Annotated in this window: 12 protein-coding genes; 10 read left to right on the top strand and 2 right to left on the bottom strand. The window is 43.0% G+C overall.

Annotated elements, in window-relative coordinates:
- The first annotated feature begins 14 nt into the window (after positions 1–14).
- Positions 15–1,511, top strand: a complete 1,497-nt coding sequence (gene lysS, locus AC6RGY_RS13585; RefSeq protein ID WP_499863782.1) for a lysine--tRNA ligase — start codon at positions 15–17, stop codon at positions 1,509–1,511.
- 112 nt (positions 1,512–1,623) lie between these two features.
- Here the strand turns inward: lysS and AC6RGY_RS13580 are convergent, their stop codons facing one another.
- Together AC6RGY_RS13580 and AC6RGY_RS13575 are read right to left on the bottom strand one after the other, a co-directional pair.
- Positions 1,624–2,529 (bottom strand): glycerophosphodiester phosphodiesterase, encoded by a 906-nt coding sequence (locus AC6RGY_RS13580; RefSeq protein ID WP_499863781.1) that lies wholly within the window; start codon positions 2,527–2,529, stop codon positions 1,624–1,626.
- 306 nt (positions 2,530–2,835) lie between these two features.
- Positions 2,836–3,699 carry a glycerophosphodiester phosphodiesterase gene (locus tag AC6RGY_RS13575; protein WP_499863779.1) on the bottom strand — a complete coding sequence of 288 codons (864 nt, stop codon included), beginning with the start codon at positions 3,697–3,699 and terminating at the stop codon, positions 2,836–2,838.
- Between the two features lie 315 nt (positions 3,700–4,014).
- On the opposite strand from AC6RGY_RS13575, the gene AC6RGY_RS13570 reads away from it, so the two are divergent.
- From AC6RGY_RS13570 to AC6RGY_RS13530, 9 genes are all read left to right on the top strand, one after another.
- Complete coding sequence (locus tag AC6RGY_RS13570; RefSeq protein ID WP_499863776.1) at positions 4,015–4,788, top strand: prolipoprotein diacylglyceryl transferase family protein; 774 nt, start codon at positions 4,015–4,017, stop codon at positions 4,786–4,788.
- A 3-nt stretch (positions 4,789–4,791) separates the two neighbouring features.
- The gene (locus AC6RGY_RS13565; protein WP_499863774.1) at positions 4,792–6,207 is read left to right on the top strand and encodes a radical SAM protein; all 1,416 of its coding nucleotides are present in this window, start codon (positions 4,792–4,794) and stop codon (positions 6,205–6,207) included.
- Between the two features lie 94 nt (positions 6,208–6,301).
- The gene (locus AC6RGY_RS13560) at positions 6,302–6,577 is read left to right on the top strand and encodes a hypothetical protein (protein ID WP_499863771.1); all 276 of its coding nucleotides are present in this window, start codon (positions 6,302–6,304) and stop codon (positions 6,575–6,577) included.
- Positions 6,578–7,637: 1,060 nt separating this feature from the next.
- A complete protein-coding gene (locus AC6RGY_RS13555; protein WP_499863769.1) occupies positions 7,638–8,093 on the top strand; it encodes a prepilin peptidase in 456 nt (151 codons plus the stop codon).
- A gap of 112 nt (positions 8,094–8,205) precedes the next feature.
- Positions 8,206–8,928, top strand: coding sequence for a Flp pilus assembly protein CpaB (cpaB, locus tag AC6RGY_RS13550; protein ID WP_499863767.1), 723 nt, complete (start codon positions 8,206–8,208; stop codon positions 8,926–8,928).
- Between the two features lie 33 nt (positions 8,929–8,961).
- Positions 8,962–10,128 carry a CpaE/TadZ family protein gene (locus tag AC6RGY_RS13545; RefSeq protein ID WP_499863765.1) on the top strand — a complete coding sequence of 389 codons (1,167 nt, stop codon included), beginning with the start codon at positions 8,962–8,964 and terminating at the stop codon, positions 10,126–10,128.
- A gap of 15 nt (positions 10,129–10,143) precedes the next feature.
- A complete protein-coding gene (locus AC6RGY_RS13540; RefSeq protein WP_499863761.1) occupies positions 10,144–11,520 on the top strand; it encodes a TadA family conjugal transfer-associated ATPase in 1,377 nt (458 codons plus the stop codon).
- Complete coding sequence (locus tag AC6RGY_RS13535) at positions 11,517–12,443, top strand: type II secretion system F family protein (protein WP_499863759.1); 927 nt, start codon at positions 11,517–11,519, stop codon at positions 12,441–12,443. The genes AC6RGY_RS13540 and AC6RGY_RS13535 overlap by 4 nt, the downstream gene beginning before the upstream one ends.
- A gap of 19 nt (positions 12,444–12,462) precedes the next feature.
- Positions 12,463–13,386 carry a type II secretion system F family protein gene (locus AC6RGY_RS13530; protein ID WP_499863756.1) on the top strand — a complete coding sequence of 308 codons (924 nt, stop codon included), beginning with the start codon at positions 12,463–12,465 and terminating at the stop codon, positions 13,384–13,386.
- The last annotated feature ends 15 nt before the right edge of the window (positions 13,387–13,401 follow it).

Below are 13,401 nucleotides of genomic sequence, written 5' to 3'. Positions count from 1 at the left end.
AGGAGTGAGCTAGTTTGTCACAAGAGATGGAGCAAAATGAACTTTTTCGTATTCGGCGCGAGAAGCTGGATACGTTAGCAGAAATGGGTGTCAATCCATTTGGGCAAAAATTTGATCGGAGCGCTATGGCTAGCGACATTATGCACTCTTATAGCGGTTATAGCAAAGAAGAACTAGAAGAGAAAGAAGAATTGGTTACCATCGCCGGTCGGTTGATGGCCAAGCGAGGACAAGGGAAGGCTTCGTTTGCCCATCTGCAAGATGCGAGTGGCCGCATGCAAATTTATGTGCGCCGTGATCGTGTAGGAGAAGCGCAATACGAGGTGTTTAAAACAGCCGATATTGGGGACTGGATTGGGGTCTCCGGTACGGTTTTCAAGACCAAAGTGGGAGAGACAAGCGTAAAAGCGGATGAAGTCACTTTTCTCAGCAAGTCGTTACGTCCCTTGCCAGAGAAATATCACGGTTTAAAAGATGTGGAACTGCGCTATCGGCAACGTTACTTGGATCTGATGATGAATCCTGAAGTGAAGGACACATTTGTTGCGCGTAGTCACATCATCCGTGCGATGCGCCGTTACTTAGATGACCAAGGATACTTAGAAGTCGAGACGCCGACCCTGCATAATATTGCTGGAGGGGCATCCGCTCGTCCCTTTGTCACCCATCACAACGCACTTGATATTGAACTCTATATGCGAATTGCTATCGAACTTCACTTGAAACGCCTCATCGTGGGCGGGATGGAGAAAGTGTACGAGATCGGTCGCGTTTACCGTAATGAAGGGATCTCCACCCGTCACAACCCAGAGTTTACAATGATGGAGTTGTACGCATCCTACGCCAACTTCCACGATATGATGGATCTTACGGAAGAGATGGTTCGTCATATTGCCGAAGACGTGTTGGGAACGACGGAAATCACCTATGGCGAATATACCATCGACTTAGGGAAGCCCTGGGCACGCCGTTCGATGGTGGAATTGATTCGCGAAGAGACGGGAGTCGACTTTAAACAAGAGATGAGTGACGAAGAAGCACATCGCCTTGCTGAAGAACACGGTATTCGTGTTACCGAAAGCATGACCTTTGGTCATATTGTGAATGAGTTCTTCGAGCAAAAAATTGAGGAGAAATTAATTGAGCCTACCTTCGTCTATGGGCACCCGCTTGAAATTTCTCCATTGGCACGGAAACATGAGGATGATCCTCGCTTTACCGATCGGTTCGAACTTTTCATCGTCGGCCGTGAACACGCCAATGCCTTTACGGAATTGAACGATCCAATCGATCAACGTCAGCGCTTTGAAGCACAAGTAGCGGAGAAAGCACAAGGCAATGATGAAGCTCATCCGATGGATGAAGACTTCCTGGAAGCGATGGAATATGGCATGCCTCCGACCGGTGGCCTCGGAATCGGTGTGGATCGACTGGTGATGCTACTGACCAACAGTGCCTCCATCCGTGACGTTCTACTCTTCCCAACCATGAGGCAGGAACAAGGAGAGTAGGAAATGAGATAGACAAGGTAGCAAGATGCCTGAGAAAGAGAAGATAGAGAAAAGCACCTGCTGGGATCAGCAGGTGCTTTTTCGTACTGTGAAAGGGGATTTTACAATTGGATTACCGATTTGAGCCAAACTCACAGATCACTTCGTTCAAGCGGTTGGGGTAGTTGGTGAACATACCTGTCGCTCCCCACTCCAACATTTTTCTCATGTCTTCTTTTTTGTTGACGGTATAGGGGTGAACGAGCAAGTCGCGGTCTCGTGCAGCCTGGATATACTCTTGGTCCACGAGGTCATGGTTCATCCCAATTCCGATGGCGTACTCCTCAATTTCATTGAGCTCTGCTGCTGTAATCGTTGCAGGCTCGGTGTACCACAGGAGTTGAACAAGCGAGACATCAGGATTGAGATCATGGGTCTTCTGGAGACTCTCTTGGCTAAACGATTGAATAAGGACCTGGTTTTCACGCGCTTTTGGACCGATGAGATCATATTCTTCCAGGGTTTCTAGTAGCTTTTCTTCCATTCCTGGGTAAACCTCAGGAGATTTCGTTTCAATATAATAATTGGCACGGTGACCGAAGCGATCCAATACTTCTTCTAAGGTAGGAACCGAGAGTCTACTAAAGATCGGGAAAGATTTCTCTGGATAGGCCTCATTAAACCATGATCCCGCATCCAGTTCTTTTATTTCAGCGAGCGTATAATCTTTGACGAGTCCTGTTCCATTGGTGGTACGATCTAAGGTTTCATCGTGGAAAGCGATCAGTTCGCCGTCTTTGGTCATCTGTAGGTCGATTTCGATGTAATCTCCTTGCATCAGTTGACCCAAGGAATAGGAGAGGAGAGTATGTTCAGGGGCATAGCCAGATGCTCCGCGGTGTGCGATGTTTAAAATCTCCGGAGTTTGTTCTTTGGAGGGGTGGGAAAGGTGATTCGACTTAGCTTCCACAGCCGTCATCGGCATCAACAAGGATGTCCCTAGGATAAGTGCGGTGATCACTCTACCAATTTTCTTCATAAATTTAATCACTCCTTTATTGATTCAATCACTAGTGTAACAGACAGAGAGAGAGGATCAACTTGTTGTTGTTGAGATATTGATAAGAATAGGTTGAGAGAATAGAGATAGGGGAAAGGCAATCCTATTTGGAAGGATGGATTATTTTTTAGATTATAGAAATATGATTATGAAACATAAAGAAGAGCCTAAGGGATTACCGGTGGCTCTTCTCCAGAGGTAAAGGCGATGAGTGATCTGTATTTCTTTGCATTCAAAGCGGGTTTGCTAGTCGACGAATTTGTTTTTTCTCGATCATCAGTCAGGCTATTTGCGGAGTAAATCAGGAAAGTTCGTAAAGATTCCTGTTGCTCCCCATCGCAACATTTTGTAGACCTCTTCTTTCTTATTCACGGTGTAAGCATGCACCCATAATTGATGGTTTCGTGCCTTTTGGATATAAGATTGATCCACTTGATCGTAGTTCATCCCAATGCCAATGGCATACTGCTTAATATTAATCAGCTCTTGGTCTGTGATCTGAGCAGGTTCTGTGTACCATAGAAGTTGAATAAGGGATACATCCGGGTCGAGTTGGTGTACTTTCTGCAAACTCTCTTTACTAAAGGATTGAATCAAGACTTGATCCTTACGGGAGTGGAGTCCAGTCAAATTGTGTTCTTCTAAGATCTGTAGAAGCTTTTCCTCCATTCCGGGGTAAACCTCGGGAGATTTGGTTTCAATATAGTAGTTAGCTTGATCTCCAAACTTGTCTAAGACTTCATTGAGTGTGGGTACGGTGAGTCCTTTGTATTCAGCCTTTGCTTTCTCAGGGTTTTCCTTGTTGAACCATGAACCGGCATCCAGCTTTTTGATTTCCGCCAATGTGTGGTCTTTGACTAAACCCGATCCATTGGTGGTACGATCGAGCTTTTCGTCATGAAAGGCGATCAGTTCCCCATCTTTGGTCATCTGCAAATCAATTTCGATATAGTCGCCACCCAGTTCCTGGCCTAATGTATAGGCGGTCATGGTATGTTCGGGTGCATAACCGGATGCACCTCGATGCGCAATATTGAACACTTGTGGGTTCGCGATGTCTGGATGGGTGGAAGCATATATGGCTTTAGGATAAAGTGAGAGCACCGCCAGCATGACGGTCGTAAGAAAAATGGTTTTCCAAAGTTTCATCAAGGTACACTCCTTTTTGACCTCCTTTTAGGGGTCGGGTATACTATTTCCATTTTATAGATGCTTATACACGGGGGAAATCTAGTAGGCTATTTCTATGAAAGTCTGCATTTGATGGAGCGATGTGTTGTTAAGGTGAAATCATAATCTGAATAACGAGGGAAAGAACATCCAATATGAGAAGGGATGAAAGATCGGATATAGAATAAACTATATTGGTAGCAGTATTTCTCCATCATATAGAATATGAACCCTTTCCAAGTGAATCGTATGATGGTAATGAGCGTTATTTTTTTGGAGAAAAGAAGGGATCTTGTGGATTTTCCTTGTATGATTCCGCTAGGCAACTTTGACTTACATCCTCATTTATTGTTTGAATTCTTAGCGTATTTTGTCGGATTTCGTCTTTACATGTGGAGACGAAAAAAACAAGCATTGCCTTTTAGCAAAATGATGTGGGTGGTTGTGGGGGCAGCAGTGGGGGCGGCGCTAGGAGCAAAAGTGCTTTATTGGTTAGAAAGCCCTATGCTCACGCTACAATCATGGAATGACCCGATCTACTTGATGCAAGGAAAAACAATAGTGGGGGGATTACTCGGTGGGTTAGTGGGTGTGGAGTGGATGAAGAAGCGGATTGGCGTAACCCAATCTACCGGTGATGATATGGTGTTTCCGCTGCTTGTAGGCATGATGATCGGGCGCACGGGATGTTTTCTGACGGGATTATCCGATCACACTTATGGCAACCCGACACAACTTTGGACAGGTGTAGACTTTGGCGATGGGGTGATGCGTCACCCAACACAACTATATGAAATGATTTTTCTACTTTTATTAGGGGTGTTGCTCTGGACTCTTCGTCAGTATCGAGAGGATTCTCTTCCTAATGGCGGGCTATTTCAATTGTTTCTGAGTAGCTATCTACTCTTCCGACTGGGAATCGATTTTATAAAACCAACACCGCCGGTTTTGTGGTCACTTAGTAGTATTCAACTCGCCTGTATTGCAGGAATAATCTACTATTATTCGCTTATGCGAAAGTGGATTCCACTTAGTAAAGCAAAGTTGATCTCTATGGAAAGGAGATAGGTTATGACACATCGCACAAGTAACCGTCCCTACCTTTTTTATGAACTGACGGGTAGTATCTGTTCAATCTGTCTACGTAAAGTAGAAGCAAAGGTGATTTTTCAAGAGGGCAACGTCTATCTCTTGAAACGATGCCTACAGCATGGTCCAGAGAAGGTATTGATCGCTGATGACATCGACTACTATAAACAGTGTCGCGAGTACTTAAAGCCTGCAGAAATGCCCGCTCGTTGGAATACACCGATCCGTTACGGTTGTCCATATGATTGTGGCTTGTGTCCAGATCATGAGCAACATAGTTGCTTGACACTTCTTGAAATCACCGATTCTTGTAACCTGTCTTGCCCCATCTGCTATGCCAATTCATCGCCGGAACGCCAGCAATTTCGTTCTTTGGAGCAGATTGAGTTTATGCTGGATGCGATCGTACAAAATGAAGTCGAACCCGATATTGTGCAAATTAGTGGAGGAGAACCGACGATTCATCCGCAGTTTTTTGAAATATTAGACCGTGTCAAAGCGCGTCCCATTCGCCACATCATGATTAATACCAATGGGCTAAAAATTGCTTCCGATCCTGCTTTTGTCGAACGCTTAGCTACGTATATGCCTGGACTGGAGATCTACCTTCAATTTGATAGCTTTGAAGAAGATCCATTGCGCCAGTTACGCGGAGTCGATTTACGCAAAGTGCGTGAGCGCGCGCTGGCTCGTTTGAATGAATACAATTTGTCCACTACGTTAGTCGTCACCTTAAAGAAAGGTGTCAATGATCATGAAGTAGGCAAGATCATTCAATATGGTGTTCAGCAACGTGCTGTGCGTGGTGTAACGTTTCAACCGATTCAATCGGCAGGACGCTTAGAAAATTTTGATCCAGCTCTGAACCGTTTGACGTTGAGTGAAGTACGAAAGATGATTATCTCGCAATCTAAAATATTCCATGAAGAAGACGTGATTCCTGTACCGTGTCATCCGGACTGTTTGGCGATGGGTTATGCCATAAAGACAGCAGATGGTGCGGTGCCACTTACGGGTATGATTGATCCCGCAGTATTATTGGAAGGGAAGCGGAATACGATCTCTTTCGAACGGGAGGAAGAGTTAAGAGGAAAGGTTTTTGATCTGTTTTCCACGCATCACTCGCCAGCTTCCTCTGCTTCGTCGTTAAAGGAATTGCTTTGTTGCTTACCGGATGTATCTGCACCTGACGATTTATCGTATGATCAAGTGTTTCGTGTGATCATCATGCAGTTCCTAGATGTGCATAACTTTGATGTGCGCTCGGTGAAGAAATCATGTGTACATATCGCTCACCCGGATGGACGCATCATTCCTTTTGATACGTACAATCTCTTCTATCGAGAGGGACAGGAGCATGTACTAGAAGAGATACGAGCAGAGAGAGGAGGGGACTAAACTGAGTCAAGAAGAGAACAAGGAAGGAAAAGAGTGGTCCGAAAAACGTCAAAAGTGGGATATATGGATTGGCGTTGCCATCAGTATAGGGGTTATGATGGTTGTTCAATTCTTGTTGGGAATGCTCACGTCTGTGCTTATGTCCACCTTTATTGTTGATTACATCGGAGAAGTCTTTGCCACGGTCATCATGTTTTCTCCTGTTTATGGGACCATCATTGGGTGGATCATGGCTGCGATTGTGGCGAAAAAGAAAGGCAGACCTGGGATCGTACAAGGTATTATTATTGCGTCCGTAATTATATTTCTATTGACCTCTGCTTGCTTTGGATTAATTGCATGGATGTTTATGAGTGCATCTGGGGGATGATCAGGGAGAGTGTCATCTGCATAGGATCTTGTAGAAGCTTCAGTCTTTGATAGAGTGGAGTTTAGCAGACTTTCTTACCCAACTGCTAAACTCCACTTTGCTGTGCCTACAGAAGGCAAGTTGCTTCCATTATGGAATGCTTGTATAGCTGAAGTATAGTACGACTTCAAAAGCCAACATCATCAAGAACGCTACTCCCATTCGTCTTAAATAGAGGCTTACGTTCTTCATGTCTTCGATTTCGAAGTATTGGTAAAAATGCTTGGTTGTAAGATAGATGAGAGCGAGTGTGAGAAGTAAAGTATATATCAGGGATTCCATATGTTCGAGGAAACTACCTTGAAGAATAAAAACAGAGAGATTAATCGCTCCATCGAGAACAAGATAAGCTAAGTATGCCTGTCTATCACCATAAATTTCCTCTAAACATGCCGATCGCGGCAATGAAGGGCAAGAATCCATGGAGTATCATAACGAAGATTAGATAGAGAACAGTCATCTTGATCGCGCTATGACATCCGGTAAGAGAAGTACATACCTGATTTATTGTACCTAATTCCCTCGGGAATGAAAGTAGTTGTATCGAGGTCATAAACCCGCCTAGTAGGATAAAGTAGAGAGAAATAAGTCTAACAGGAATAGGCTTTTTCTGCATTTTAGTATGTTTCCTTTCTTTAGCTCCATTTGTTACTGGGGTGCCTAGTTCATCGCTATGGACGATGATTGCTTCTCTAGTTACTTCAGTGGTCGACTAATGTGGATTATATCAGCAAGATTCGTCTAGAGGATAATCTTCAAATAGCTTTTCTGCAAGGTTGAGCTCATGTATCAAGCTTGTAATCACATAACTTACCCTTGAAAGGGTCCTTTAAGTGTATTAGAGGTTAGTATACACACTGTAAGGGTGTTCTTACTTTAACTAGCACTATTGGTGGTGTCACCATTGATGCTATAAATAATTTCTATTTCTATTCCAAGATTCCCTTGTCAACAATGAAAGTATTGGATATAATGACCATGAGAGTAGATGACCAAATAGGATATAAGAGGAACGAATGTCATGATGACAGAGATGATTTTGTACTTATTTCTCATACTAGTCTTAGTAATAGCTACGATAACCGATTTGAAAGAGAGATTGATCTATGATAGGTTAATAATAACAGGGTTGTTATTTATTGGGTGTTTTCGTTTGTTCTTTCGTGCCGTCCCTTGGTGGGACTATATACTAACCGGTGCTGGAGCGGTCTTAATTTTGGCGACAATTGCTGTTTTTACAGGTGGCAGTGCAATTGGTGGCGGGGATATAAAACTTTTTGGGTTAATTGGGTTTGCTCTCGGGTTTAAAGTGTTTTTTTACATATTGGTACTTTCACACTGTGTCGCAGCTCTCTATATTTTGTGCGCTAAAGCAATAAAGAGAAGTAGAGTAGATAAAAAAACAGAAATTCCTTTTGCGCCATTTATTCTAGTAGGGATGATATTGATTTTCATCATTCTGATCACAGAAATATGAAAATTTCGACCAAGATTGATTTCATGCCTAAGTTATCAATGATATATACCTAATATTTAATTATAATTGACATTTACTTTTCTAAACTAATAGGGTAAGCAGGTGGCAACTTATGCAAGAAGCAAAGCGTAGAGCAATTATCTTTACTATCCTTTCAATAGTGTTAGCAACAGCCGCTGCATTCTTGTTTTTTCAGAAAGTACAAGCTGTCGACTCTCGATTAGGAGGGATGACAAAAATCTATGTGGCCACAGATTCTATTCCATCTCGTCAGCCATTATCACCTGAACAGTTTGAAGAAGTAGAAGTACCGAAAAAGTATCTCCAAGGGTCTCATGTAACCAACATTGATCAGATTAATCAAATGGTATCAGTTATTCCTCTGAAAGAAGGAGACTCTCTTACAACTAATGTGTTAAAACCAGAAAAACAACTCCAATCAACTGAAAGCCGAATGGTAAAAATGGTACAAAGCGAAACAATTGGCTTCGATGAGCAAATAGAAGCCAATGATCGAGTTGATATTGTTGTTTCACATGAGAAACAGGATAAGAAAACAATGGAAACGCTCGTATTCATGAAGAATGTCCAGGTTCTTACTACTAATGTAGATGAAGACGGTAATACAATAGCGATTGGACTGGAACTCTCATTGGAGAATGCAAGAAAATTAATTCATGAAGAAAACTTTGCAACATCGATTCGTGTTTTGAAAGCGCCGCAAGTAACTGGAGAGACAGATAAATCTCAAGAAAGTCCAGAAGATAAAGATGATGAAAAACAGCAAGTGAAAGAAGGAGAAGAATCTAAAAAGCAAGATTCTGAATCCAACTAAAAACTACTTTTAGCATATTGGAGGTGTTTATCCATGAATCATTTAAATGTTGTTATGATATCAGCTGATACCACCCAGGTAGAATCAATTCGTACTCGTATTAATAATCTTTCTCCACGTTTTGTGCATGTTCTTCCTACTGAAGTACGAAGGGAAATTGTTCGGCTTCAACCAGATATTATCTTACTTCATGAGCAAGGCGAGGGGATTCAATTTCTGCCATACCTGACGAAGGAAGTACCTGGAGCTATTATCATTTATTTAAGTGAGAGGAGAGACCCTATCCGTACTAGGGATGTTAATCGTGCTGGTGCATTCGATGTTCTCTTTCTCCCAGATGAGATTATGGCTCTAGAAGATGTATTTTCACGTGCTGTAAAGGCCTTACAAGCAAAAGGGGCAGCGAAGCAGGAAGAAGCTAGTTTTACTTGGGGGAGAGGGCAAGTATCGGCGTTTTATGGTGGGAAAGGAGGGAGTGGGCGGAGCCTTGTAACCTCAACACTAGCGCAAACGCTGGGCTTGGATTCTCAATCCAGTGTATTGCTTGTAGATCTGAACCTGCAATACGGTGGTCTTGAAACCTATCTAAATGTTAGTAATGAGAGAACTTTATTTGATCTTACTCCTGTATTAAATGAGCTAAATGACAATCATATCCGTAGTGTTACTACGGTTGAACCATACTCACAGGTGGAAGTGTTAGTGAGCCCTGCAGATGCGGAAACTGCAGAGCAACTTACGGAGGAGCATGTAGCGCGTCTTCTACGTACATCACGTCTTTATTATGACTATATCTTAATTGACCTCCCTACTGAGCTCTCCTCGATTTCTTGTGCAGCATTAGAAGAAGCTGATCGAATGTACTATGTGATGACTCCCGACTCACCCGCAGTACGTACTCTAGGTAGGGTTCTTGATCTGTTCGATAAACTGGGAATTGATCCAAATGAACGGCTGGAATTACTTATCAATAGAAAAGGAAAAGAAACAGAAATTAGTGGGACGGACATCAAACAACACTTCCCTTATCCCATCGCTGGAGAGTTACGCGAAGACGCGAAAAGAGTCCAGCCTCTCATTAATCGAGGGACACCCTTACGCACAACTAGAAAAGAGCGAGGCCTAAGCTTATTGGCTAAAGACATCAAGAAGTTTGCAGAAGAAGTTTTGAAGGAAAAAGTGAAAGAATCTGCTTCATAAAAGGAGGGGTGAATGGTGGCCTTATTTACACGAGAAGCACGGCAAGGATTAAGCCCCCAACTCCAAAATCATTCTAAAAAAGCGGTAGATAAGTCGCTGAATAGTGCGGATGAAGAGAGAATTGATCAATTAGCACAACATTTTAAAGCACGTTTGCTGCGTGAGACGGATTTGGAAAAGTTAACGCAGATGAAATCTGCAGAGTTACGCACAACATTAGATCGCCTTATCGGAAGCTATTTAGCAGATGAACAAGTTGTTATTACGCGTATCGATAGGGATCGCTTGATTACTCGTATTATTGACGAATCTGTTGGTTACGGTCCGTTGGAACCTCTTTTGGAAGATGAAAGTATTACAGAGGTGATGGTGAACGGCCCCAAAGACATTTTCTATGAGCAGGCTGGGAAAATTCAGCGGGCAGACATCGAATTTCGAAACGATGAAGCGTTAAGGCATGTAATTGATCGGATTGTCGCACCTTTAGGTCGCCGGATCGATGTGAGTTCGCCGATGGTGGATGCAAGATTACCGGATGGTAGCCGTGTGAATGCCGTGATTCCTCCAATTAGTTTGAAAGGCTCGCTTGTTTCCATACGTAAGTTTAGAAAAGATCCTATTCGTTTACCGGATCTTGTTGGTTTTGGGAGTTTAACAAACGACATGGCAAGCTTCTTGAGCAGTTTGGTTCATTCGAAGCTTAATATTATTATTTCAGGTGGGACAGGGAGCGGTAAGACCACATTGCTTAATGCCCTTGCCTGCTTTATTCCAGAAAACGAGCGAATTGTAACCATTGAGGATATGGCGGAATTACGTATTCCTCATAATCACGTAGCAGGTATGGAAGCCAGACCATCTAACGTTGAAGGAAAAGGCGAAGTAACTATTCGTCAGCTCGTGCGAAACTCCTTACGGATGCGACCGGACCGTATTATCGTAGGTGAAGTACGGGGAGCCGAGGCATTCGATATGTTACAAGCGATGAATACTGGGCACGAAGGATCCCTTACTACTGTTCACGCAAATACTCCCTCCGATGCTCTAAACCGACTAGAAGGAATGGTGATGATGTCGAGTATGGACCTTCCTTCATCTATCATTCGCTCGTATCTGGTAGGTGCGATTGACTTCATTGTTCAGATCGGTCGGCTTCCGGACGGGCAACGGAAGATGCAATCCATTGCTGAATTACAAGAAGGGAAGGATGGCAACATCCACATGCAAGAAATCTTTAAGTTTCAACAGACCAGTGTAGATGAGGACGGAAAAGTGAGTGGCTATTTCACTGCAACAGGGAACACACCGAATTGCTTACAAAGATTGAAGGCGTTTGGTGTCCCCGCTGACCCAGCAATCTTCCAACCGACGAGTGGAGGTGAAGAAATATGAGTCTGCTTTTCATCTTTCTAGCTGTACTTAGTGCGGTATGGGGAGTGTATTATTTCTTGATCGCACAGAGGGAGAAGAAGAAGGCGATGGAGCAAATCGGAAATTGGGTGAAAGTCTATGAAACCAAGCGTAGTTGGTCGGAGTCTTTAGCGGAGCGAATTGATCAAACCAGATGGTCTGAAAAGATGCTTCCTCGATTGGAAAAGGCTAGTGTCGAGATGAGACCATCAGAATACGGATCTATTGTATTCTTAATCGGTTTCTTTTTCACCTTCCTTCTCTTCTATATGTTGAATGTACCGTCTTTCCTTATTTGTATATTAGCTTCTGTGATATTGACTCCATTGGGTTCTTGGATCTTTCTAAAGTCGCGTAATCACATCTATGTACGTCGTTTGGAAGCTCAATTATCGGAAGCGTGTCGGTTATTAAGTAGTGCTTCGCGTGCGGGACTATCTATTCCTCAAGGGCTAGAATTAATAGTGAAAGAAATGCCAAATCCAATTCGAAAAGAGTTAGGGACAGTGGTGAGAGAAGTGAAACTGGGCAGAGATATAGAGCGGTCTCTAGCTGATCTCACCTCGAAGTTGAAAAGCCGTGATCTCGATATATTCGTCAACGCGTTAGTTATTCAACGCAGAGCAGGGGGCGATATCGCACATGTAATGGGAGAGATGGCACGAACGATGGAAGAGCGCAAAATTATTGTGCAGACTGTGCAGTCTTTAACTGCTCAAGCGCGTTATACGGCTTATATTCTTCCTGGGCTATCTCTACTTGTAGCCTATATGCTGAGTCAAATGATGGAGGGTTTTTTTCAACTGTTTACCTCTTTTTTCGGCATCATTATCATTTCCCTTTTTATTGGGATGCAGGTAATCGGAGTACTTATCGTTCGCAAGATTGCCGATATCAAAGTTTAGGGGAAAGGTCGTATGAATATTGCAACAAACATGGATTCTTCTACTGATCATTACTACATGGATGGGCTTATGCTTTGCGGCTTTCTTTTATGTGCAATTCAGGAGCCGAGGGGAAGAGATCAAACAACATCTAGATGAAGAGGTTGTAAACCCAAGTCAAAGCGAACAAAAAGAAAATTGGACTGAAAGAATGGGACAATGGTTTGATCAATTCACACCAATTGGTGAGAAAGTTCCTCTTCTTAGTGAGAATGAAGAGCTAGAAAGTTATCTGATCAAAGCTGGAAAACCATACGGATTAACAGTAGGTCGCTTGCATGGAGCAAAGATACTATTTTTAATCATTAGCTTCTTCATTGGACTTTTTTGGTATATATTAGGTCTTCCTTTCTACTCATTAATGTTACCGCTGATGCCTTTTGTAGGATATCTATTCCCTATATTTGGTATTAGAGTTCTTGCTAAACGGAGACAGGCACAAATCCGGTTTGAACTTCCTGACTTCCTCGATATGATGAGTATTACGTTGCAGGCGGGTATGGGTCTGGATGCAGCTCTTGGCTATTATGTATCCGTAACAAAGGGACCCTTAAGTGAGGAGTTTGCTCGATTAAATCAAGAGATCCTTTTTGGAGTGCAACGCGAGTATGCATATCGTTCACTTATTGAACGGACAGACTCACCGGAGCTTGAAGCACTCATTCAATCGCTTATTCAGTCACAACGTTTAGGGACTCCTGTGTCGCAAGCGTTTGCACAACAAGCCGATGAAATGAGGCGGATGCGTTCTGAGAAGGCGAAAGAAGAAGCGGGAAAAGCAGAACCGAAGATCTCCTTGGTGGCGGGGTTAATCATTGCACCTTCGATTATGCTCCTTATGTTTGGAACACTAGTTTTGAAATATGTGTTAGATCCAGACAGTCCCTTTAAAGGTTTGTTTTAAGGAGGTGATGTGGAG

It is taken from the genome of Mechercharimyces mesophilus (assembly GCF_059818345.1).
The sequence above is the reverse complement of the archived record's forward strand: the minus strand, read 5'-3'. Positions and strand labels throughout refer to the sequence as shown.